We start from the raw sequence: 20,051 nt of genomic DNA on the forward strand, positions 1-20,051 counted from the left end.
TCATCCCGGAATCAATTGATAAAAAAGGATTTTTTCAGAAAAGCCGGTCGAAGCGGGCCATCAATTTGCCTTTTCCGCACAAAACATTTCCGACCCCTCCAGCATTCACCTTCGCGGGCGGGTTTGATCCCCGGCATCCCCTCGAAAACGCCCTGTTATCCCTAGTCAACGCGTCTGGATGTATGGCGAATATTCATATCGATATGGCACATGGCCGCCCATCGGCTGGCGATGTTAAACCCTCATGAAGGTATGCAATTCTGCGCCGGTCGGCCGCTTCGCAACCCGATTGCGGATGGCCCGTCTCAGGTAGAGATGCATTACGGTCCAAGGCCACCGAGAGTTGATCAGCCTGTATCGATCTCGAAATGAAGTGACAGCAATGCCGATGCAGTCGACGTGCAGGCTGTCAGGTACATGAAGCAAGCCCCCCCTCATTCAGCCGGCGTTAACGCACGCCCCTACAGGCCAGCACCATGAATGACTATAAGGATTTTGAAATTCATTACCGGTTTCAAGGTGAGCCGCGGCACTTCAATCATCAAGGCAATCATCTCTGCGAAAGTGACGCGCTGCATTTTGCGACCTTGCACGCAGGGGTGGGCGCCGTCGAGGGCCACATCTGCGCGGGGCCGGTGAAACGCGCGCTGCTTTACGCCGAAGGCCTGGGCGTCACGCAGGTGCAATGGAAACGCACCTGATCGAGGAAAACTGCAAACAAACCCGGATTCACGTGGTCGGAATTTACAAGCAGCGCTCATCACACCAGCAAAGCGAGGTAAACATGACCATCGATAACGCACTGAAGCAGGAAGTCCTGACCCGGTTGCTACATGCCCACCCGGCAGGCCTGGGCAAGGAAGTTCTGGACAACTACCGAGGGGAGAATGCGGTTGCAGACACCCTTGAGCATTTGCAGGAGGCGGGATTGATTCACGACGGGTGCGTTAACCGCCCTGCTGAAGGGGATCGCACGTTGAAGTACCCCGTTAAACTCAGTTCTTCCGGAGTCGTGGCTGCCAGGCAGCTGGAAGCTGAGCCATCCAGACATTAAGGTTTAAGCAGGCAACAAAAAACCGGCCAAGGCCGGTTTTTTTGGGTCCGATAAGTGGTGTTCTCCCCTGGTGCTACCTGCACTGATCATCCAAAGCCTGTCAGGAAGCAGCACCACAGGGGAACGAGAAAGAGCCTACAAGCTCAGTCCCGTTTTCGTCACGCTCGCTATTGTGACTTCATGCGTCCAGACCCACTTGCTCAACCTTGCTCAATGCCGCGCTCAGACCGCCGGGTAGTCGCCCGTGCCGTCCGGCCACGGGGTCAGCAGCTCGAAGCCCGTCTCGGTCACCGCCACCATGTGTTCCCACTGCGCCGACAGTGACTGATCGCGGGTGAGCACGGTCCAGCCATCATCCAGCACGTAAGTGCCCGGTTTACCGGCGTTGATCATCGGCTCGATGGTGAAGACCATGCCGGTCTTGAGCTTCAACCCCTTGCCCGCTGCGCCGTAATGCAGGACTTGAGGTTCCTCGTGGTATTTGCGACCGATGCCATGCCCGCAGTACTCACGCACTACGCTGAAGCCTTCGCGATAGGCCACGCTCTGGATGGCATGGCCGATGTCGCCCAGGGTCGCACCGGGTCTCACGGCGTGTATCCCCGCCAGCGTGGCTTCGTACGTGGTTTCAACCAGACGCCGGGCGAGCGGGCTGACCTCCCCGACGTAGTACATGCGGCTGGTATCGCCGTACCAGCCGTCCTTGATGACCGCGACGTCGATATTGACGATGTCGCCGTCCTTAAGCACGTCATCCGCTGACGGGATGCCATGGCAGACGACCGTGTTGGGCGAGATGCAGGTGGTTTTGGTAAACCCGTGGTAGCCCACGTTGGCAGGGATCACTTTCAGCTCGTTGACAATGTAGGCGTTGCAAATGTCATCCAGCGCTTCTGTGCTAATGCCCGGCTTGACGTGCTCTGCGATCATCGCTAACACATCTGCGGCAAGGCGCCCCGCCACACGCAACCCGACCAGATCGGCTTCGGTCTTGAGACTGATGCTCATCGGGACACCGCCCGGGCCGGAGCCAGATCCGGTACCAGGTCGCAGGGCTGAAGACTCAATACGGCGCCGCCAGACGTTTCAGCGCGGATCAGCAACTGGCAGATCTCGCTGTAATTCAGACCGGGGTGCAGCTCGGCGAGCATGCCCACCCGCATCCAGTGTTCGGCCTGAGCATTGATCGAGCGACTCAAGGCCGCGCTGGCGCAACGTATGTTGGCGTGCATCTGTTCGGAAATTTTTACCAGTCCCATACCGACCTCTCGAAGAATATACGGAGCATATACGTTCCATATATTTTCTTGCAACCGGCCCTCGTGATTCCTCCGAGCAGAGCGTGCCCTTTTTATGCAGAGCGTGAAAACTCGGTTGCGCACTCTGAAAGCGACGTAGCCAATTGCGAAATCGCCTCGCGGTCATCTTCGCTCAGCGCCCGGTAATGAGTAATGACTGCCCGCTCCGCGTCGTTCAGCGTGTCGGTGGCGATCGGGGTCCTCTCGCCTGACAGCACGTACATGACGTCGATGCCTTTTTTGCCCAGCGCCGCCAGGTAATCCGAACGCGGGATGCGTTCACCGCTTTCGTATTTGCCTTGGGCGTTGGCCTCAACGCCACCGATGGAGCCGAAGTCCTGTTGCGACAGCCCGAGCCGTTTGCGTTCTTCTTTCAGACGTGAGCCGAGATCTTTCATAAAGGAGGGTCCTGAAGTTGACTGTGTTCAAAGAGCAAGACCCCATTGGTCCGAGGGAGTTGCGCCCTTGGGCTCATTTGGTCAATCTTCCGAATTGACGGCTCAAGGAATCACCTTCGTGGCCGATAGGTTCTGATGTACCGCTATTCTTTTTGAATGGCAGCCCGATTTCTGTAGTTCGGAGAACCAGACAATGATTTCTTTCTTACTGGGTTGGTTGGCGCTGTCGGCCGTGGGCACATTGATTGCCCTGGCGATGATTCGCACCGGTAAAATGCGCCAGCCTGACGCAGACGGCCCGGTGAACGGTCAGACGCCCGTCCCGGTGCTGGTGCGATTCAAGCCCTGAATCAATCCAGGCTGTCTTGCCGGGAGCACGCTCCTGACATCATTCCCCTGCGAGCTGACCCTGTTCAGCCCCATAGACATTGGCGTTGCCCGTGGCGTAACCGGCCGCGCTTGATGGCACAAATGCGATATCGGCCTGACTGGCGTTGAACTGGCGAAGTCCTGACGCCAGAGCAAGAAAATCCTCACGCTGCATCTCGTTGCCCCACACGCTGCTGAATGACGACTCGTTTTTCTGCGCAGCGAATTCCTGACGGGTGTTGACTTGATTGGTTTGCATGGCCGCTCTCTTCTTCTCGATACTGTTTAAACATACAGTATTTTCAACGCCCCTCGAGCGCAAGTCCTGTCGCGACGAATGGTCATGGGGATGAGCCTGAGTTTTGGGCTCACTCAGGCAGGCTCCGCGCCGTCCCTATACGTCATTCAGCGTCCAGCCGTTAACCTTTAGCCAGCGCTTCCAGCCGATCGAGATCCTCTGCCGACACTGCAATCCCGTCCTTCAACGAACGCTCGCGCTGACGATAGCGGCGATCGCCCGGCATGCGCTGCTGGCCGACGCCGTGCATCTGCCGGACCAGTTCCTCGCTGCGTTCGGCGAATGCCTGACCGCTGCCCTTGTCCGGATCAATGACGATGATCACCTGGCCGGTCCAGGGGGTTTGCGCGCCGGGAGACTTCGACATGTCGAACTCGAAGGAGAAATTGCCGCCTGTGAGCGCGGCGGACAGCAGTTCCACCATCATCGACAGCGCCGATCCTTTGTAACCGCCAAAAGGCAGCAACGCGCCTCCGTCTAGAATGGCTTTCGGGTCTTCGGTCGTATTGCCGTTACGGTCGACGCCCATCCCCGGCGGCAGCAGGCGCCCCTCTCGGGCGGCGATCTGCACGTCGCCATGGGCAATGGCGCTGGTGGCCATGTCAAAGACGACGGGCTGACCCTCAGCCCGTGGCGCGGCGAAGGCGATGGGGTTGGTACCGAACAAGGGTTTTTGCGCATCGTGGGGCACGACGCAGGTCATGCTGTTGACCACGCTCAAGGCCACCAACCCTTCCTGGGCGAAGGGCTCGACGTCCGGCCACAGCGCGGCGAAGTGATGGGAGTTGCGGATGGCCAGAATGGCGATCCCGGCGCTGCGTGCTTTCTCGATGACAAGGGCCTTGGCGGCCTGCATCGCCGGCTGGGCAAAACCGCCCATGGCATCGACGCGCACAAACGCTGCGCCGACGTCCTCGATACTTGGCTCAGCCCGACCATCAACCCAGCCCGCTGCCAGCGACGACAGATAGCCCTTGATGCGGAAGATGCCGTGGCTGTGGGAACCGTCGCGCTCAGCCGCCGCGCAATTGGCGGCCAGCACCCGCGCGACTTCTGGCGAGGTGCCGTGACGCACAAAGATCTGCCGCAGCAGCTCAGTGAGATCAGTAAAGGAAATCGTCCGGGTGGCCTGGCGACCGTGGGTGGAAGGCATCTGAAGCTCCGTTGTGATTATTGGAAGTGGAAGCGGAACAGAGAGGGCAGGCGTCCGGAGACGCTTGTTCTGAAGAGTAATGCGCAGCAACCAGCGGGTAAACTGCAGGCCTCGCGCAATAGCCGCCCTGCCCTCAACCGAACGAGGACCGCTCAATGGATTCGCTCACCGCTGATAGCCCGATCGTGGATTGCCAAACCGTCGTCCTCGGCGCCGGTATCGTCGGCGTCTGTTCTGCACTGCACCTGCAAGCGGCAGGCCAGCAGGTCGTCTTGCTGGACCGCGATGAACCCGGCGCTGGTACCAGCCACGGCAATGCCGGCTTGATCGAACGGTCCAGCATCGTCCCCTACGCCTTTCCGCGCGAGTGGTCGCGGCTGGCGCGCTATGCACTGAACCGGCAATCCTCCATGCGTTTCAACCCGACCTGGCTGCCAAAGATCGCGCCCTGGCTGTTTCAGTACTGGCAAAACTCTTCGCCCGCCAATCTGGCCAGCGCCAGCCGCGCAATGCTGCCGCTGATCGAACGCTGCGTCAGCGAGCACGACCGGCTGGCCGAGGCCTCAGGCATGACCTCGCTGATCCGTGCCAAGGGCTGGATCGAGTGCTATCGCGACCAGGCAGAATTTGATCTGGCAGTGGCCGACGCCCGCACTTATGACCGTCACGGCCTGCGTTACGAGGTGCTCGATGCGGGCCAATTGCGCGAGCGTGAACCTCACCTGAATGGAGCGCTGGGCGCCATTCACTGGCTCGATCCGAAAAGCGTGAGCGATCCCGGTGCACTGGTCCGCGGTTATGCCGCGCTGTTCGTCGAGCGTGGCGGCCTGTTGCTCAAGGGTGACGCGCGCAGTCTTTGTCAGCACAACGACGGCTGGCGGGTGGAAACACGCGAGGGACAGGTGCAGGCACAAAACGCGGTAGTAGCGTTGGGGGCGCAATCGACAGAGGTGACTGCCCGGTTTGGATACCCCATCCCCCTGGGGATCAAGCGCGGTTATCACATGCATTACGCGGCAAACCCGGATGCGCCGTTGCAGCACTCGATCATCGACGCTCAGGCGGGGTATGTGCTGGCGCCCATGGCGCGGGGGATTCGTCTCACCACCGGCGTCGAGTTCGCCGCGCCGGACGCGCCGATCAACGAGATCCAGCTGCGCCGCTGCGAAGCCATCGCCCGAACGCTCTATCCCTTGGGCGAGCGGCTGGACGCTGAACCCTGGCTGGGTCGCCGACCCTGTTTGCCGGACATGCGCCCGGTGATTGGGCCGGCGGCTTCCCACAACGGGCTGTGGTTCAACTTCGGGCACGCCCATCACGGCCTGACCCTCGGCCCGGTCACAGGCCGACTGCTGGCGGAAATGATGACCGGCGCCACGCCGTTCACCGATCCCGCGCCTTACAGCCCGGGCCGGTTCAAGTAAACCTCAGCACACCGCTGACTACTGTGCCTGCAAGCGCTTCTGGAAGAACAGCCGCTGGTGCCCGGGCGGATAGTCATCCAGCTGACCAAATTGCTCGTAGCCATGCTTGCGATAGAACTCGGGCGCCTGGAAATCAAAGGTGTCGAGCCACACGCCAACGCAACCCCGTTCGCGGGCGAGGTCTTCGGCCATCTTCATCAACTGGCTGCCCATGCGCTGCCCCCGGGCCTGTTCAGGCACCACGAGCAGTTCGATGAACAGCCAGCTGTAGAGGATTCGGCCGTGCAGGCCACCGAGCACGGCATCGGTGTGCTCGTCGCGGACAAACAGCGCAAATTTTTCTGACTTGCCGTCGCCGGCCATGGCTGCGTTGTAATCCTTCAATGGCTCGAGGATCTGCAGGCGTTCTTCTTCGGAGGGGTTGGATTTGAATTCGATCCGGACACTCATGCGTCGCTTCCTGCTGACGGAAATGGGGACGGCAAGGTTGTCGGATATACAGGCGGGAGTAAAGCCGAGAAGGGGTTAAAGCGAAGAAGAAGTGCGAGGGATTCGGTGAGGATGGATGTGGAAGCCCGGGGGCTCCCACACGCGCGCAAGCGCCGGATTGATCAGTCTTTCTGATCGCGCAGGACGTTGCCGGAGGTGCCGTCGATGCGGAATTCGTAGGTCAGGCTGTCCGCCTTGCGGCCTTCGCCTTCCCAGTAGCCATTGTCGTCGGCTTCGATCTTGTAGATCTCGGTGTAACCTGCCGACTTGGCTTTTTCGATCGCTTTTTCGATGGTGATCCAGCCAGCGCCCGGTTTGTCCGCCAGGGCGAACTGTGCGGTGGTCAGGGCAGCGGTGGCGAGAACGGCAGCGGTAAGTTTCTTGATCATGATTGAACTCCATTTCCCTGTACGGGCTTTTTGAATGCGATTTTTTGGAGTTCGTGACCGGAAAAATAGTTCAGCCGGGGTTTGTAACCGCTTGATGCTGCCATATGAAGTCGCAGCGCTGACACTGCTAAAAAAGCACCAATGTGGATCAGCGCTTGACCTTGCGCCGCAGCACGCCGTTCAGGACCACGACAACGACAGCGACAAAGATCGCGATGTATTGAAAGGTCTTTTCGCTGAGCACGCCGGTGGTCTGCAAATGGGACAGGCCAAGCATGATCGCCAGAACGCTCAAGGCGATGATGATCGAATAAATAAGACGCTGTTTGTTGGTCATTGCGGGATTCCTGAAAACCGGTCGAGATGTGGGGCGCGGTACAAATGTGCGGACATGGTACCTGCTCACGTCGACGCTGACACGCCACCCCCCACGTCAGGCCTGCGGCGAAGCGTCTCGGCCGCTGATGTCCGTCACTTTCACGTGGTTTAATACGCGCACTTTTCAGTCGCTCAAGCGTTTTCAGGGCGGTAGGACGGGTCTGCAACAAACGCAGAATCCTTCCTCTGCCCTCTTTCAACAAGGAGTTCCCAATGCCCCATGAAGGCAGCCTGTTGCAGGCCGCAGTCGTGTTCCTGCTCGCCGCCGTTGTCACGGTTCCTCTGGCCAAACGCCTGCAACTGGGCGCCGTGATTGGCTACCTGATCGCGGGTGTGATCATCGGCCCGTCTTGCCTGGGCCTGATCGGCGATCCGCAAAGCGTCGCGCACATCTCCGAACTGGGCGTGGTGCTGCTGTTGTTCATCATTGGCCTGGAGTTGTCGCCGCGACGCCTCTGGACCATGCGCAAATCGGTGTTCGGTGGCGGCATGGCACAAGTGCTGCTGACCGGGGTGGTGATTGGCGCCGTCGCGCTGCTGGGCTTCAATCAGCCGCTCAACAGCGCCGTGGTGCTCGGCCTGGGGCTGGCGCTGTCGTCGACCGCCTTTGGCCTGCAAAGCCTAGCCGAACGCAAGGAGCTCAACGCGCCCCACGGTCGCCTGGCCTTCGCTATTCTGCTGTTTCAGGACATCGCGGCCATCCCGCTGATTGCCCTGGTGCCGATGCTGGCCGGCGGCTCCCACGATGCCAGTTCCGGCGATTCCCTGCGTCACGGCCTGCAAGTGCTCGGCGGCATCGCCATTGTGGTGGTCGGCGGTCGTTATCTGCTGCGGCCGGTGTTCCGCATCGTCGCCAAAACCAAGCTGCAGGAAGTCTCCACGGCGACCGCGCTGCTGGTGGTGATCGGCACGGCGTGGCTGATGGACCTGGTGGGCGTGTCCATGGCGCTGGGGGCGTTTCTTGCCGGCCTGCTGCTGGCGGACTCTGAATACCGCCACGAGCTGGAAGCGCAGATCGAGCCGTTCAAGGGCCTGCTGCTGGGGTTGTTCTTCATCAGCGTCGGCATGGGCGCCAACATCGGCCTGCTGATCAACTCGCCGTTCACGGTGCTGGGCCTGACGCTGTTGCTGATAGGCCTGAAGTTGCCGCTGCTGTTTTTCGTCGGTCGTCTGGCGGGCGGGCTCGGCAAGCAAAGTGCGCTGCGTCTCGGGCTGGTCCTGGCGGCGGGCGGTGAATTTGCTTTCGTGGTGTTCAAGATCGGTCGCGATCAGGGCCTGTTCGATGCCGCGCTGTACGACACGCTGGTGCTGACGATCACCTTGTCGATGGCGCTGACGCCATTGCTGCTGCTGGCCCTGTCGCGCTGGCTCAAGCCCAAGACGGTGATCAAGGAAGTGCCGGCAGAGTACAAGGAAATCGAATCGGACAACCCGCGCGTAGTCATCGCCGGCATGGGCCGGATGGGGCAGATCGTTGCGCGTATCCTGCGCGCGCAGAACATCCCTTTCATTGCGCTGGACACCTCGGTGGAAACCATCGAGTTCACCCGCAGCTTCGGTAATGTGCCGGTGTTCTACGGCGACCCCCTGCGCCCGGAAATTCTGCGCGCGGCGAAGGTGGACCAGGCCGAATATTTCGTCATCGCCACGGACGACCCGGACACCAACATCAAGACCGCCGAACTGGTGCGCAGGCTGTACCCGCATATGAAGATCATCGCCCGGGCCCGTAACCGCCAGCACGTTCACCGGCTGCTGGATCTGGACGCTGAAGCGGTACGGGAGACGTTCTATTCAAGCCTGGAAATGACCCGCCGCACGCTGATCGGGCTGGGCCTGAGTGAAGCTCAGGCGGCCGCGCGCATCGATCGATTCAAGCGTCATGACGAACAAGTGCTGAATCGCCAGCACCTGATCTACGACGACGCCGCGAAGGTCATGCAAAGCGCGCTGGAAGCCCGGACTGAATTGTCCGAGCTGTTTGAGTCTGACCGGATGGACGAAGAGGCGAGTGATGCGCAGCCTGCGGTGAAGGTCAAGAAGTAGACCAAGCGGAATTTCGACGTGCAAGATCAGGCCCATGCCACGATTACCGGCGCATGAGACCTTGTGGGAGTGAGCTTGCTCACGAAGGCAGTGTTTTGGCCGCCGGAAATGTGGAGCGAACACCGGCCCTTTCGCGAGCAAGCTCGCTCCCACACGTTATGCGGTGCGGGTGAAAACTCCCGCCCACTGCCCGCTTGTGTGGTTGAGCCTTCCGAAGAAGGCTCACCTCTTCAGGCCATGACTTCGCTCAGCGGAATGAAGTTGAGCAGGTCGCCCTCCGCCACCGTTGTCCCTTCCACAATCTCGATCAGCCCGTCGGCCCAGGCGGCGCTGCGCAGCACACCCGAGCTCTGATTGCGGTAGGCAACCAGCCTGCCCTGTTCAAGACGTCCGCGCAGGTACTCGCGCCGGTTCCCCGGTTTGGTCCAGGTGAATGCAGCAGGCACCTGAAACTGCAGCGGCTTGACAGCCTGCACGCCCAGGCGTCTGAGCAGATAGGGTCGCGCCAGCAACGCGAAGGTCACCAGCGTCGACGCCGGGTTGCCGGGCAGACCGATCACCGGCACGCCACGGAAATGGCCGAAGGTCAGCGGTTTGCCGGGTTTGATCGCCAGTTTCCACAGCGCAATCTCGCCTTCTTCCCGCAGCGCGTGGCCGAGAAAATCCGCTTCGCCGACGGACACGCCGCCCGTGGAGAGGATCAGGTCAACGTTGTTCAGGCTGCCCAGCGCAGCGCGGGTTTTCTCGAGGTTGTCGGGAAGGATGCCCGCATCGACCACTTCGCAGCCCAGTCGCGTCAGCCAGCTGCACAGCAACACGCGATTGCTGTTGTAGATCTGCCCCGGGCCCAGGGGCTGCCCCGGCTCGATCAACTCGTCACCCGTGGACAGGACAGCCACCCGGGCGCGGCGCACGACCTGCACATGGCCGAACCCCATGGTCGCGGCCAGGCCCAGTTCGATCGGGTTCATGACCGTACCGGCGTCCAGTACCTTGTCGCCGACGGTGGTTTCCTGCCCTTTCGGGCGAATGTTCTGACCGGAGCTCAACGGCTCGAGAAAGCGCACTGTCGCGTCCGCCTGGACCTCGGCGTTCTCCTGCATTTCGACGCAGTCAGCCCCCTCAGGAACCGGAGCGCCGGTGAAGATTCGCGCGCAGGTGCCCGGCTGCAACGGCTCAGGTGCCTGCCCGGCGAAAATGCGCTGGCTCACCGGCAGCGGCTCGCCGGTCCAGTCCGCGACGCGCATCGCATAACCGTCCATGGCGCTGTTCGGCCACGGCGGCAAGTCCAGCGTCGAGACCAGATCCTCGGCCAGTACGCGTCCTTGGGCATCGGCCAGCGCCACGGTTTCACGCTCGGTGATCGGTGCGGCGGCGGCGAGGTCCATCAATCGCTGCATGGCCTCTTCGACCGGCATCAGCCCACTCATCTCAGGTGCATTCATGGCAGCTCACCCGCGCGTCGCGCAGGGTTCGGCCTTCTTCAGGTGCGGCACGAAGTTGCACGGGCGAAAGCTGTTGTTCAACTGGTCGGCGAGAATGCCATCCCAGCCGGTGCGCACGGCGTTGGTCGAGCCCGGCAGGCAGCACACCAGCGTGCCATTGGCCAGACCGGCAAGGGCGCGGGACTGAATGGTCGAGGTGCCGATATCAGGCAGGGAGATCTGACGGAACAACTCACCAAAACCGTCCACCTGTTTGTCCAGCAGGCAGGCCACGGCTTCCGGGGTGCTGTCGCGGCCGGTAAAACCGGTGCCGCCGGTGATCAGCACGACCTGCACTTCATCATCGGCGATCCAGGTCGCCACCTGGGCGCGGATCTTGTACAGGTCATCCTTGAGCAGCACGCGCTCGATCAGGCCATGACCTGCGGCGGTCAGGCGGTCGACGAACATCTGGCCGGAGGTATCGGTTTCAAAGGTGCGAGTGTCGCTGACGGTCAGAACAGCGATATTCAGGGGTACGAAAGGCGAGTCTGCCTTGGCTTTCATGGCGAGGTCCGGTTGTAGAGGAAACAGGGCGGTGTTATATCACAGCACCTGTTTTTTACCGCGCCGACCGATCTGATCATGACCCCTACCGAAGCCCTGCCGCCCTGCTCCATCCTGCTGCTCGCCGGTGGCCAGGGCCGGCGCATGGGCGGGCGTGACAAAGGCCTGATCACGTGGCGCGACAAGCCCTTTATCGAGCATTTGTACGGGCTGGTGCGACCGCTCACGGACGACCTGATCGTTTCGTGCAACCGCAACCGCGAACAATACGCGCGCTACGCCGACCGCCTGGTCGAGGATGAGCAACAGGATTTCCCCGGCCCCTACGCAGGTATTCGCGCAGGCCTCGCCGTGGCGAAACATGATTATCTGCTGGTGATTCCCTGCGACATGCCGCTGCTGGATCGCCCCCTTCTTGATGGCCTGCGCCAGGCCGCTGCTGCGAACCCCGGCGTGCCGGTGATGGTCCGTCAGGGCGAGCAGTGGGAGCCGCTCCTGTGTTGCATCCCCACCTGTCACGCGCAGGTGTTCGAACAGCATTGGCAGGAAGGACAGCGCAGCCCGCGCCGGACCATGGCAGAATTGCGCGCCGTCGGGTTGCAATGCGAGGCCGACGACCCCCGTCTCGCCAACCTGAACACGCCGGATCTATTGACCGAGAGCAAGCCCTGAGCGCAGCAGGCAGGTTTCATGGAACTTTGCCGTTACACTCTGCGTCAGACACATCACTAAACAAAATACCCCGGAGACACAGCAATGAAACAACGGACTCTTCCTGCCGCCTTCCTGCTCGCACTGAGCCTCGCCTCTTTGGCCGGTTGCTCTTCGCCGACGGTAATCACGCTGAACGACGGCCGTGAAATCCAGGCAACCGACGAGCCGAAGTACGACGAAGAGTCGGGCTTCTACGAGTTCAAGCAGCTGGACGGTAAAGAAACCCGCATCAACAAAGATCAGGTTCGTACCGTTAAAGAACTGTGATCTCCGCTTGATCGCGAGGGTTTGAAAAGACCGCCGCTGAAAGCAAAAGACCCGCCAATCGAGCGGGTCTTTTTTTGCCTGGAATAACCGGGCCAGGCCGGGCCTGAGCCGCGTTACCAATCCAGTGTGATCCGGCTCTCGAAAACCCTTTCCTCTCCGGTCACCGGATCAATGAAGCGCAGTCCCTGGGCGAGCAGTTTGAGCGGATTGGCATAGTCGTCCACGGCATCCTTGAGCACGTCGGGGTAGAACGGGTCGTTGCAGATGCCGGCGCCCAGAGCGGCCATGTGCACGCGCAGCTGATGTTTTTTGCCCGTCACCGGGTACAGCGCGTAACGCCAGAGCCCGCCATTTTGTTCGCTGACTTCGACGCGGGTCTCCGTGTTGCTCGGTCCCTCTCCCTCCTGCATGCGGAAGAACGGTTCACCGTCGACCAGCCGGCTTTTGTGAACGCGCGGGAACGCCATGTCCGGGAGCGCAAGCGCGATCGCTTCGTAGCGCTTTTCAATTCGCCGGGTCGGAAACAGCGCCTGATACGCCGACCGCGTTTGCTTATTGGCCGAGAACAGCACCAACCCCGCCGTGTGCCGGTCGATGCGATGCAAGGGCACCAGGTCGGGATTGTCGAGGGTGCGAATCAATCGCCGCAGCAGGGTCTGCTCGACGTACTCGCCCGCCGGGGTGACGGGCAAAAAATGCGGCTTGTCGGCGACCACCAGATGCTCGTCGGCGTACAGGATCGACTCCTGCACCGGGATCGGCGCTTCGTTGGGCACTTCGCGAAAGTAATGAATGCGCAAGCCTTCGCGGTAACCAAGGTCCACCGCGATCGGCTGGCCGTCAGCGTCGAGCACCTTGCCCCGCGCGATGCGGTCCAGCCACTGCTCGCGGCTGATGGCACTGAAGCGCTCGCACAGGCAATCGAGCACCGTCAGCCAAGGCCCGGGCGGCAGATACAACGTGCTGGCTTGACGGTGGGCGGCGGTAAACACAGGTGCGGGCATAAACGGCTCAGGCTGGAATGACGAGATGACAGGGTGGGCATTATCAGCGCCCGCGCATCTTTACGCGACAGGGTGATGCTCAGGCGGGGACAGATTAATTTACGGTGAAGCGCTGTAAATAAATCAGTCCCCTGTACCGGGTGCCTGAGCAAATAAGTTTTGCCGGGAGGCTCTAGCACGCGCCACACAGAAGTGCGCGACGTTATGTCGCACGGAAATCCGGCGCCAGTTGTCTGACAACCCTAGGTCAGCGCTGGATGCGCAAATTGATTTGTCCTAAAATGTTTCGAAATCGGCACGCAGGCGCGAATCCGAGCGGACACGAACAGCCTCGTGATCGAAATCGAAAACGCCTGCCAGACCTGAAACTCATAAAAAGAAAGCCCGTCATCGACGGGCTTTTTTCGTTTTCAGGATTTGTACCGCGCATTGAGCGCTGCTGCCGGCCACAGATTTCCTTTCGCAACTTTTGAGGTTACGCCCATGCTGGTTCAATTCTTCCAATGGATCAAACGTCTCTCCACCGGGACTTCATCGCAGAACGATGAAAACTACTCTCAGTCCTTTTCCAACGAAGACCATGACGTGGGTCGCTGGACGTTCATGTCGGTGTTCATCGTGCTGACCCTGAGCCTGTATATCGTCGCCGGCCTGGGCTACTACGCCAAAGTGCACGTCTGGGACGGCATGACCGAGGAGCAGAAAGCCGCCGTCGCTCAAGCCATGGTGGTCGACACGCAATACCTCTGACCCGCAATCTCTGAAGCCGATGCTGAAGCGGGGGTTCATGCCCTGATCACGTGTGCTTCAGCCGCTCAGAAACAGCACGACCTGATCGGTGTCGAACGGCCAGTCCAGTTCGGCACCGGTGTCTGCCCGCCTCAGCACGGGAATCCTCAGACCATAGGTTTCGTAGTCCGCCTCGCGCTCGGCGATGTCGACCAGCTCCACCATCAAGCCGTGCTCCACCAGCGGCATGAGTACGGCCTCGGCCACCTCGCACAAATGACACCCCAACGTTCCGAACAGCTGACATTCCGGTGGCATGGATGGGCCCCTCTGTGGCTGCGATTCCAAGGGTTGGATCGACAAGTCTAGAACCGGCCGCCGATACCGTCGAGTCCGCGCACGCGTCCTGATGCTCTTCGAATCGCCCGCCCACACTGGAGCGCGACGTTCGCCGAGTGCACCGGAACAGCGCAGAACCGCTGCAGACGAAACGGTGGCTCAGTTCACGCGATTGGAATGAACCTCCAGGAATGCGCCATACTCGAAACCCCATATCGTCATCCCCTAAGGAGAAAACCATGGCTCGACCTACAGCAGAAAAAGCCCAGGACATTTTGATGTCTGACTTCCAGACGCTGGTTGCCGATACGGAAAAACTGCTGGCGCACACGGCCTCCCTGGCCGGTGAACAGGCTGACGAGCTGCGTGAGCAGATTCGCGAAAGCCTGCTGCGTGCCCGCGAGACCCTCAAATTGACCGAAGAAACCCTGCGCGCACGGGGCAAGGAAGCGGTCATCGTCACTGAGGACTATGTTCAGAACAATCCATGGCAATCGGTAGGCATCGCAGCTGGCGTCGGCTTCCTGCTGGGCCTGCTGGCCACCCGGCGCTAACGGCCATGACGCAGCCGACAGGTCCAACCGGGACCGAACAATCCTCTTCGCCACGGCGGCTGGGTGCGGCCATTCTGGGCCTGTTGCACACCCATGTCGAACTGTTCGGCATCGAGCTTCAGGAGCAGAAAGCCCGTACGGTCAGGCTGTTGCTGTTCGCAGGCCTGGCGCTGGTTTTCGCGTTGCTGCTGCTCATCGGCCTGTCCGCGCTGCTGCTGATTCTGGTCTGGGACAGCTATCGCCTCTACGGAATCATCGGCTTGTGCGGGTTGTACACCCTGGCGGCATTGTTCTGCGCCATGCGGCTCAAGGCAGCTGTTTTCGATGAGTCCTCACCCTTCCATTCAACACTGGAAGAACTGGCCAACGACCGCGAGCGACTGATGCCATGAGCACACCTCAATTGCCCCAGACCCACAATCGTCGCGAGCTGCGCAAGGCATTGATCCGCTTGCGCATGGAGATGCACCGTCAAGAGATCCGTCAGGAATCCTCGCGATTGATGCATCCCCTGCAACGCATGCGCGGCATGGCCTCCGACCTGCCCGGCTCCCTCGGCATCAAGCATGGGCCGCTGTGGGGCGTCGGCGTCGTCACCCTGCTGGGATTTCTCACCGGCAAGGGCACACGCAGCAAAAAAACCGGCAGCGTCACCCGGCTGATCAAGTTCAGCGCAACCGTTTTGCCGTTGATCAAAATGGCCCTGCAGAACTCGTTCCGCCGTCGCTAAACGCCTTCTGGCTGCATTCTTGCTAACAAACCCCGCCTTGCCCGATATGCGTATCGGGTGAGGCGACGGTGCTTGTCGAACGAGAACCTGCAGCCACTCCCTCGCCAACGCCACCCCACTCAATCGCCACTAAGGAGGCCATGTGTTCGATGGGCAACCCCTCGCCTGTTTTCAGCCGTTCATCGACACCGCGACCGGCCGCATCGCCGGCATCGAAGCCCTAGGCCGCCTGCGCCAGGCGGATGGCAGCCTGCAATCGGTCGGCCCGCTGTTTGCGGATCCGCGGCGGCCGGCCGTGCAATTGCGTCGGCTGGACCGGCAGGTGCGCGACAATGCCCTGAGCCGCTTCCATGAGGCGCCCGGCGACTGGTTCCTCAGCCTGAACATCTCCCCGCGCTGGATCAGCCGCCTGCGTCCCGATGAATCGCCACCCAGCCTCAAACAGCTGCAGAGCTATGGGATCCCCGCAGAACGGATCGTTTTCGAAATCACTGAATTGAGCGGCGACGGGCAGCGCCTCAATGAGGTAGTGGCCCGCTACCGCGATGCCGGCGCACGCATCGCCATCGATGATTTCGGCGCCGGCTATTCGCAGCTGGACCGGGTGTTGGCATTGCAACCGGACATTCTCAAGCTGGACATGCGCCTGTTTCAGGCCGCAGCGCGGGGCGGCCCCAGCAGCGATGTGGTCAAGGCCCTCGCGCAGATGGCGGAGAAAACCGGGTGCTGGATCATCGCCGAAGGCGTCGAGACAGAAGCCGAACTGGACTTCGCCCTCGAATGCGGCTCGCGTTATGTCCAGGGCTATCTGTTCGCCCCGGCGCAGCTGGATTTCTTCGCAGCCGATGCGTTCGTCGACCGCTTCGCTGCCCTGCGCGATCGCTACGTGATGAAGAAAGTCGCCGAGCGGGAGCAGCTGATGACCCTGCGCAGGCAACTCACGCAATTGATGTCCCGGCTGCAGCGCTGGGCCGAAGGCAATGCGCCGCTGAGTGATTTGCCCCAGGTGACGGATTTCCCGTGGCTGCTGCGCTTTTATCAGTGCGACCGTCATGGCACGCAGCTCACGCCCAATCTGGAATGGCGCAACGGGGCGTGGACGGCGGACGCCCGGTATCTGGGCCATAACTGGTCCTGGCGGCCCTACTTCTATCACCTGCTCGCCGAGGGCTGGCACGAGCGGCGCCTGACGCTGTCGAGCACCTACCGCGACGCCACCAGCAATCAGTACTGCCTGACGGCCGGGCAGTTCTTCGACAACGGCGAGCGACTGTTGCTGATCGATGTCGACGCGGCCGGGTTTTGATGAGGCTTCCTGATCCCGCATCGGCGATCTTGTGCTTGCAGCGTGCGGGACGAACCGGGAAGCTAGCGCGGTAATCACCCGACGGAGTACCGGCCTTGGATTGGCAAACCCTGCTCACCCGCGAGCGCCTTGGCAAGACCCTGCACAGCCCTGAAGAATTGGGGCGCAGCCCGTTCCACAAGGATCACGACCGGATCATTTTCTCCGGGGCCTTTCGCCGTCTCGGCCGCAAGACTCAAGTTCATCCGGTCACCAGCAACGACCACATCCATACGCGCCTGACCCACTCGCTGGAAGTCAGTTGCGTCGGCCGCTCGCTGGGCATGCGCGTCGGCGAAACCCTGCGCAGCGCCCTGCCCGACTGGTGTGACCCCAGCGATCTGGGCATGGTCGTGCAATCGGCCTGCCTGGCCCACGACATCGGCAACCCGCCGTTCGGCCACTCCGGCGAAGACGCCATTCGCAACTGGTTCAAACAGGCCGCCGGCCGTGGCTGGCTGGACGCGATGAGCGAGGTCGAGCGCAATGACTTCCTCAATTTCGAAGGCAATGCCCAAGGCTTCCGCGTCCTGACTCAGCTGGAATACCACCAGTTCGAGGGCGGCACGCGGCTGACCTACGCCACCCTGGGCACCTACCTGAAATACCCGTGGACGGCGCGTCACGCCGACTCGCTGGGCTACAAGAAACACAAGTTCGGTTGCTACCAGAGCGAGCTGCCGATCCTGGAGCAGATCGCCGGCAAACTCGGCCTGCCGCAGATCGAGGACCAACGCTGGGCGCGGCATCCGCTGGTGTACCTGATGGAAGCGGCCGACGACATTTGTTACGCGCTGATCGATCTCGAAGACGGCCTGGAAATGGAACTGCTCACCTACGACGAAGTAGAGTCGCTGCTGCTGGGCCTGGTGGGCGACGACCTGCCGGAGACCTATCGCCAGTTGGGACCGAATGACTCGCGGCGTCGCAAGCTGGCGATTCTGCGGGGCAAGGCCATCGAGCACCTGACCAACGCCGCCGCTCGCGCGTTCGTCGAACAGCAGGACGCGCTGCTGGCCGGCACACTGCACGGTGATCTGGTCGAGCACATGCACGGGCCGGCCAAACGCTGCGTGCTGAACGCCAAGGACATGGCGCGCAAGAAGATCTTTCAGGACAAGCGCAAGACGCTCCACGAAATCGGCGCCTACACCACGCTGGAGATCCTGCTCAATGCGTTCTGCGGCGCGGCACTGGAGCAATTCGGCGGGCATGACCTGTCGTTCAAGAGCCGGCGCATTCTCGATCTGCTCGGCAATAACGCACCCGACCCGAGCTGGCCGCTGCACACGTCCTTTCTCCGGGTCATCGATTTCATCGCCGGCATGACCGACAGCTACGCCAGCGAAATGGCCCGTGAAATGACCGGCCACTCCAGCCCCGTCTAGCGGCGCCTTTGGCCGTCGCGCCTTTCGAAGGCGCTGGCAAAAGCCCGAATCCGGCCCTGAATCAGGACTCGGATTCGGGCTTTTCTCGTTGGGCCTTCAGGCAATCCAACAGCAACTTCGGATATTTCCTACACAACCGTCGGAATGCCCTTATCGCTGGTCGTACATCCCTGCCGAATAATCCGCGCCATTCCGAGCCTTGGGACAACTCGACCCATTACCTCCCGAAGACACCGCTCGCCCTGCGAGCGCGCCGCCGGCCCGCCTTCAAACAGCGGCGCTCACTTCCCCTACGTCTGGAACCGCCGATGTTCACTAAAGATTTCCGAATCCTGCTGGTAGAGGATCATCCGTTTCAACTGATCGCCTTGCAGATCCTGCTGAACAACCATGGCCTGTACCGCGTCACGCCGGCGCTCAATGCCAGCGAAGCACTCGGCGCCATGGAGCGCAGCGCCGAACCCTATGACCTCCTGCTCTGCGACCAGCGTCTGCCCGGTATGTGCGGCCTGGAGCTGATACAGACGGCGAATCAGCGCGGGTTGATCCAGCGCGCCGTGCTGCTCAGCGGCCTCGATGCCGATCCGCTGGCCACCCTTGAGTCGGAAGCCAAAGCGATGGGCCTGCCACTGCTGGGGTGCCTGAGCAAACCGCTCAACACCCTGGAGCTGATCAGTCTGCTGTCCACACCTGCGTAATGTTCGCTGGCATGCCGGTCTTTCCCTGTATGTGTCAGCACTCATCCAGGCCACTGCCGAGTGCGCAGTTCTGACCTGCCGTTGATATCCGCCAAGCGACCTTTTTAAAAATGTAGGCACAGTTTCTCGAATGTGTAGGGTTATTCCGATTCGAAATAAACACGCGCGTTTAAATGCATTTAATTCAATGCTAACTGCAGTTACGTATTAAACATTCATGACCGCTGCGTGCATCCATGTACGCACATACGCTTATTTCTGTAGGAACATTCCTATATAGCGCTTCGGGCATGATCTCCTTATGTGCGCCTTGAACATCTGAGATAAGGTGCGCGCTTTCTTGCCACCCGTTATGGATTCATCATGAACTCAATTTTTATTATCGACGACCACCCGGTCATACGCATGGCCATACGTATGCTTCTGGAAAACGAAAATTACGAGGTGGTCGGAGAGACCGACAACGGCGTCGACGCCATGCAGATGGTCCGTGAATGCATGCCCGACCTGATCATCCTCGACATCAGCATCCCCAAGCTGGACGGGCTCGAAGTCCTCGCCCGCTTCAACGCCATGAACCTGCCCTCGAAGATTCTCGTACTCACCGCTCAGGCGCCGAGCCTGTTCGCCATCCGATGCATGCAGTCGGGGGCCTCGGGTTATGTGTGCAAGCAGGAAGACCTCAGCGAACTTGTCAGCTCGGTAAAAGCGGTATTATCCGGCTACAATTACTTTCCCAGTCAGGCCCTTGCCGCGTCGATCAAAAAAGAGGGTGACCCCAACGAGCTTGAGCGCTTCAAACTCGTCAATGACCGTGAACTGATGGTGTTGCAACTGTTTGCCCAGGGGCGGACAAACAAGGAAATCGCCAAAGGCATGTTCCTCAGCAACAAAACGGTCAGCACTTACAAAACCCGCTTGATGCAAAAACTCAAGGCCAAGACTCTGGTAGAACTTATCGAGATGGCAAAACGCAATTCGCTAGTGTGAGAGACA

Annotated in this window: 27 protein-coding genes; 15 read left to right on the forward strand and 12 right to left on the reverse strand. The window is 60.7% G+C overall.

Annotation, left to right across the window (positions count from 1 at the left end; genetic code table 11):
- Positions 1 to 476: 476 nt before the first annotated feature.
- Positions 477 to 701, forward strand: coding sequence for a DUF6555 family protein (locus ACYASU_RS12195; RefSeq protein WP_192171998.1), 225 nt, complete (start codon positions 477 to 479; stop codon positions 699 to 701).
- Between the two features lie 83 nt (positions 702 to 784).
- Positions 785 to 1,054 carry a hypothetical protein gene (locus tag ACYASU_RS12200; RefSeq protein ID WP_192172285.1) on the forward strand — a complete coding sequence of 90 codons (270 nt, stop codon included), beginning with the start codon at positions 785 to 787 and terminating at the stop codon, positions 1,052 to 1,054.
- Between the two features lie 222 nt (positions 1,055 to 1,276).
- Here ACYASU_RS12200 and map read toward each other — a convergent pair whose 3' ends face one another.
- The 3 genes from map to ACYASU_RS12215 form a co-directional block, all read right to left on the reverse strand.
- A complete protein-coding gene (gene map, locus ACYASU_RS12205; RefSeq protein WP_192171999.1) occupies positions 1,277 to 2,062 on the reverse strand; it encodes a type I methionyl aminopeptidase in 786 nt (261 codons plus the stop codon).
- Complete coding sequence (locus ACYASU_RS12210; RefSeq protein WP_265386147.1) at positions 2,059 to 2,313, reverse strand: ParD-like family protein; 255 nt, start codon at positions 2,311 to 2,313, stop codon at positions 2,059 to 2,061. Before ACYASU_RS12210 ends, map begins: the two co-directional genes overlap by 4 nt.
- Positions 2,314 to 2,405: 92 nt before the next feature.
- Positions 2,406 to 2,750, reverse strand: a complete 345-nt coding sequence (locus ACYASU_RS12215) for a helix-turn-helix domain-containing protein (protein WP_192172000.1) — start codon at positions 2,748 to 2,750, stop codon at positions 2,406 to 2,408.
- 193 nt (positions 2,751 to 2,943) lie between these two features.
- Here ACYASU_RS12215 and ACYASU_RS12220 point away from each other — a divergent pair, with 193 nt between their 5' ends.
- Entirely contained in the window at positions 2,944 to 3,099 is a 156-nt protein-coding gene (locus tag ACYASU_RS12220; RefSeq protein ID WP_192172001.1) for a hypothetical protein, read from the forward strand.
- Positions 3,100 to 3,138: 39 nt separating this feature from the next.
- Here ACYASU_RS12220 and ACYASU_RS12225 read toward each other — a convergent pair whose 3' ends face one another.
- Together ACYASU_RS12225 and ACYASU_RS12230 are read right to left on the reverse strand one after the other, a co-directional pair.
- A complete protein-coding gene (locus ACYASU_RS12225) occupies positions 3,139 to 3,378 on the reverse strand; it encodes a hypothetical protein (protein WP_463582956.1) in 240 nt (79 codons plus the stop codon).
- Between the two features lie 160 nt (positions 3,379 to 3,538).
- Positions 3,539 to 4,570, reverse strand: coding sequence for an Ldh family oxidoreductase (locus tag ACYASU_RS12230; protein WP_463582957.1), 1,032 nt, complete (start codon positions 4,568 to 4,570; stop codon positions 3,539 to 3,541).
- Between the two features lie 185 nt (positions 4,571 to 4,755).
- Here ACYASU_RS12230 and ACYASU_RS12235 point away from each other — a divergent pair, with 185 nt between their 5' ends.
- Complete coding sequence (locus ACYASU_RS12235) at positions 4,756 to 5,994, forward strand: NAD(P)/FAD-dependent oxidoreductase (protein WP_463582988.1); 1,239 nt, start codon at positions 4,756 to 4,758, stop codon at positions 5,992 to 5,994.
- Positions 5,995 to 6,012: 18 nt separating this feature from the next.
- Here ACYASU_RS12235 and ACYASU_RS12240 read toward each other — a convergent pair whose 3' ends face one another.
- From ACYASU_RS12240 to ACYASU_RS12250, 3 genes are all read right to left on the reverse strand, one after another.
- Positions 6,013 to 6,444 carry a GNAT family N-acetyltransferase gene (locus tag ACYASU_RS12240; protein WP_463582958.1) on the reverse strand — a complete coding sequence of 144 codons (432 nt, stop codon included), beginning with the start codon at positions 6,442 to 6,444 and terminating at the stop codon, positions 6,013 to 6,015.
- 161 nt (positions 6,445 to 6,605) lie between these two features.
- On the reverse strand, positions 6,606 to 6,872 hold the full coding sequence (locus ACYASU_RS12245) for a PepSY domain-containing protein (RefSeq protein ID WP_037010913.1): 267 nt from the start codon (positions 6,870 to 6,872) through the stop codon (positions 6,606 to 6,608).
- Between the two features lie 148 nt (positions 6,873 to 7,020).
- Complete coding sequence (locus ACYASU_RS12250) at positions 7,021 to 7,209, reverse strand: hypothetical protein (protein WP_122538211.1); 189 nt, start codon at positions 7,207 to 7,209, stop codon at positions 7,021 to 7,023.
- A 254-nt stretch (positions 7,210 to 7,463) separates the two neighbouring features.
- Between ACYASU_RS12250 and ACYASU_RS12255 the strand changes: the two genes are divergently transcribed.
- Positions 7,464 to 9,296 carry a monovalent cation:proton antiporter-2 (CPA2) family protein gene (locus ACYASU_RS12255; RefSeq protein ID WP_463582959.1) on the forward strand — a complete coding sequence of 611 codons (1,833 nt, stop codon included), beginning with the start codon at positions 7,464 to 7,466 and terminating at the stop codon, positions 9,294 to 9,296.
- Positions 9,297 to 9,526: 230 nt separating this feature from the next.
- Here the strand turns inward: ACYASU_RS12255 and ACYASU_RS12260 are convergent, their stop codons facing one another.
- The gene (locus ACYASU_RS12260; protein WP_463582960.1) at positions 9,527 to 10,741 is read right to left on the reverse strand and encodes a molybdopterin molybdotransferase MoeA; all 1,215 of its coding nucleotides are present in this window, start codon (positions 10,739 to 10,741) and stop codon (positions 9,527 to 9,529) included.
- 6 nt (positions 10,742 to 10,747) lie between these two features.
- Positions 10,748 to 11,287 carry a molybdenum cofactor biosynthesis protein B gene (moaB, locus tag ACYASU_RS12265; protein ID WP_122538205.1) on the reverse strand — a complete coding sequence of 180 codons (540 nt, stop codon included), beginning with the start codon at positions 11,285 to 11,287 and terminating at the stop codon, positions 10,748 to 10,750.
- A gap of 78 nt (positions 11,288 to 11,365) precedes the next feature.
- Between moaB and mobA the strand changes: the two genes are divergently transcribed.
- A complete protein-coding gene (gene mobA / locus ACYASU_RS12270; RefSeq protein ID WP_463582961.1) occupies positions 11,366 to 11,959 on the forward strand; it encodes a molybdenum cofactor guanylyltransferase MobA in 594 nt (197 codons plus the stop codon).
- 84 nt (positions 11,960 to 12,043) lie between these two features.
- Positions 12,044 to 12,268, forward strand: coding sequence for a YgdI/YgdR family lipoprotein (locus ACYASU_RS12275; RefSeq protein ID WP_074887297.1), 225 nt, complete (start codon positions 12,044 to 12,046; stop codon positions 12,266 to 12,268).
- 113 nt (positions 12,269 to 12,381) lie between these two features.
- On the opposite strand, the gene ACYASU_RS12280 is transcribed toward ACYASU_RS12275, so the two are convergent.
- Positions 12,382 to 13,272, reverse strand: a complete 891-nt coding sequence (locus ACYASU_RS12280) for a pseudouridine synthase (protein ID WP_463582962.1) — start codon at positions 13,270 to 13,272, stop codon at positions 12,382 to 12,384.
- Between the two features lie 483 nt (positions 13,273 to 13,755).
- On the opposite strand from ACYASU_RS12280, the gene ACYASU_RS12285 reads away from it, so the two are divergent.
- Positions 13,756 to 14,022, forward strand: a complete 267-nt coding sequence (locus ACYASU_RS12285; RefSeq protein ID WP_192172009.1) for a hypothetical protein — start codon at positions 13,756 to 13,758, stop codon at positions 14,020 to 14,022.
- A gap of 57 nt (positions 14,023 to 14,079) precedes the next feature.
- Here ACYASU_RS12285 and ACYASU_RS12290 read toward each other — a convergent pair whose 3' ends face one another.
- Positions 14,080 to 14,319, reverse strand: a complete 240-nt coding sequence (locus ACYASU_RS12290; protein ID WP_282371516.1) for a glutaredoxin family protein — start codon at positions 14,317 to 14,319, stop codon at positions 14,080 to 14,082.
- A 260-nt stretch (positions 14,320 to 14,579) separates the two neighbouring features.
- On the opposite strand from ACYASU_RS12290, the gene ACYASU_RS12295 reads away from it, so the two are divergent.
- The 7 genes from ACYASU_RS12295 (at position 14,580) to ACYASU_RS12325 (ending at position 20,045) form a co-directional block, all read left to right on the forward strand.
- Positions 14,580 to 14,894 (forward strand): ElaB/YgaM/YqjD family protein, encoded by a 315-nt coding sequence (locus tag ACYASU_RS12295; protein WP_065991492.1) that lies wholly within the window; start codon positions 14,580 to 14,582, stop codon positions 14,892 to 14,894.
- A 5-nt stretch (positions 14,895 to 14,899) separates the two neighbouring features.
- Positions 14,900 to 15,286, forward strand: a complete 387-nt coding sequence (locus ACYASU_RS12300) for a phage holin family protein (RefSeq protein ID WP_463582963.1) — start codon at positions 14,900 to 14,902, stop codon at positions 15,284 to 15,286.
- Positions 15,283 to 15,624: a hypothetical protein gene (locus tag ACYASU_RS12305; RefSeq protein WP_463582964.1), complete on the forward strand. Its 342-nt coding sequence runs from the start codon at positions 15,283 to 15,285 to the stop codon at positions 15,622 to 15,624. The genes ACYASU_RS12300 and ACYASU_RS12305 overlap by 4 nt, the downstream gene beginning before the upstream one ends.
- A 142-nt stretch (positions 15,625 to 15,766) precedes the next feature.
- Complete coding sequence (locus ACYASU_RS12310) at positions 15,767 to 16,930, forward strand: EAL domain-containing protein (RefSeq protein WP_463582965.1); 1,164 nt, start codon at positions 15,767 to 15,769, stop codon at positions 16,928 to 16,930.
- A 95-nt stretch (positions 16,931 to 17,025) separates the two neighbouring features.
- Positions 17,026 to 18,357, forward strand: a complete 1,332-nt coding sequence (locus ACYASU_RS12315) for a deoxyguanosinetriphosphate triphosphohydrolase (RefSeq protein ID WP_192172014.1) — start codon at positions 17,026 to 17,028, stop codon at positions 18,355 to 18,357.
- Between the two features lie 308 nt (positions 18,358 to 18,665).
- Positions 18,666 to 19,055 carry a response regulator gene (locus ACYASU_RS12320; RefSeq protein ID WP_463582966.1) on the forward strand — a complete coding sequence of 130 codons (390 nt, stop codon included), beginning with the start codon at positions 18,666 to 18,668 and terminating at the stop codon, positions 19,053 to 19,055.
- Between the two features lie 363 nt (positions 19,056 to 19,418).
- The gene (locus ACYASU_RS12325; protein WP_065991486.1) at positions 19,419 to 20,045 is read left to right on the forward strand and encodes a response regulator transcription factor; all 627 of its coding nucleotides are present in this window, start codon (positions 19,419 to 19,421) and stop codon (positions 20,043 to 20,045) included.
- Positions 20,046 to 20,051 lie beyond the last annotated feature (6 nt).

Source organism: Pseudomonas sp. HP_12, from assembly GCF_055283955.1.

Bases quoted from the DNA above. Each gene is read 5' to 3' on its own strand.
- ACYASU_RS12240 (WP_463582958.1), bottom strand. From the start codon at position 6,444: ATGAGTGTCCGGATCGAATTCAAATCCAACCCCTCCGAAGAAGAACGC.
- ACYASU_RS12250 (WP_122538211.1), bottom strand. From the start codon at position 7,209: ATGACCAACAAACAGCGTCTTATTTATTCGATCATCATCGCCTTGAGC.
- map (WP_192171999.1), bottom strand. From the start codon at position 2,062: ATGAGCATCAGTCTCAAGACCGAAGCCGATCTGGTCGGGTTGCGTGTG.
- ACYASU_RS12325 (WP_065991486.1), top strand. From the start codon at position 19,419: ATGAACTCAATTTTTATTATCGACGACCACCCGGTCATACGCATGGCC.
- ACYASU_RS12300 (WP_463582963.1), top strand. From the start codon at position 14,900: ATGACGCAGCCGACAGGTCCAACCGGGACCGAACAATCCTCTTCGCCA.
- ACYASU_RS12320 (WP_463582966.1), top strand. From the start codon at position 18,666: ATGTTCACTAAAGATTTCCGAATCCTGCTGGTAGAGGATCATCCGTTT.
- ACYASU_RS12245 (WP_037010913.1), bottom strand. From the start codon at position 6,872: ATGATCAAGAAACTTACCGCTGCCGTTCTCGCCACCGCTGCCCTGACC.
- ACYASU_RS12195 (WP_192171998.1), top strand. From the start codon at position 477: ATGAATGACTATAAGGATTTTGAAATTCATTACCGGTTTCAAGGTGAG.
- ACYASU_RS12260 (WP_463582960.1), bottom strand. From the start codon at position 10,741: ATGAATGCACCTGAGATGAGTGGGCTGATGCCGGTCGAAGAGGCCATG.
- ACYASU_RS12210 (WP_265386147.1), bottom strand. From the start codon at position 2,313: ATGGGACTGGTAAAAATTTCCGAACAGATGCACGCCAACATACGTTGC.
- ACYASU_RS12255 (WP_463582959.1), top strand. From the start codon at position 7,464: ATGCCCCATGAAGGCAGCCTGTTGCAGGCCGCAGTCGTGTTCCTGCTC.
- moaB (WP_122538205.1), bottom strand. From the start codon at position 11,287: ATGAAAGCCAAGGCAGACTCGCCTTTCGTACCCCTGAATATCGCTGTT.
- ACYASU_RS12200 (WP_192172285.1), top strand. From the start codon at position 785: ATGACCATCGATAACGCACTGAAGCAGGAAGTCCTGACCCGGTTGCTA.
- ACYASU_RS12295 (WP_065991492.1), top strand. From the start codon at position 14,580: ATGGCTCGACCTACAGCAGAAAAAGCCCAGGACATTTTGATGTCTGAC.
- ACYASU_RS12230 (WP_463582957.1), bottom strand. From the start codon at position 4,570: ATGCCTTCCACCCACGGTCGCCAGGCCACCCGGACGATTTCCTTTACT.
- ACYASU_RS12225 (WP_463582956.1), bottom strand. From the start codon at position 3,378: ATGCAAACCAATCAAGTCAACACCCGTCAGGAATTCGCTGCGCAGAAA.
- ACYASU_RS12220 (WP_192172001.1), top strand. From the start codon at position 2,944: ATGATTTCTTTCTTACTGGGTTGGTTGGCGCTGTCGGCCGTGGGCACA.
- ACYASU_RS12275 (WP_074887297.1), top strand. From the start codon at position 12,044: ATGAAACAACGGACTCTTCCTGCCGCCTTCCTGCTCGCACTGAGCCTC.
- ACYASU_RS12285 (WP_192172009.1), top strand. From the start codon at position 13,756: ATGCTGGTTCAATTCTTCCAATGGATCAAACGTCTCTCCACCGGGACT.
- ACYASU_RS12305 (WP_463582964.1), top strand. From the start codon at position 15,283: ATGAGCACACCTCAATTGCCCCAGACCCACAATCGTCGCGAGCTGCGC.
- ACYASU_RS12290 (WP_282371516.1), bottom strand. From the start codon at position 14,319: ATGCCACCGGAATGTCAGCTGTTCGGAACGTTGGGGTGTCATTTGTGC.
- mobA (WP_463582961.1), top strand. From the start codon at position 11,366: ATGACCCCTACCGAAGCCCTGCCGCCCTGCTCCATCCTGCTGCTCGCC.
- ACYASU_RS12280 (WP_463582962.1), bottom strand. From the start codon at position 13,272: ATGCCCGCACCTGTGTTTACCGCCGCCCACCGTCAAGCCAGCACGTTG.
- ACYASU_RS12215 (WP_192172000.1), bottom strand. From the start codon at position 2,750: ATGAAAGATCTCGGCTCACGTCTGAAAGAAGAACGCAAACGGCTCGGG.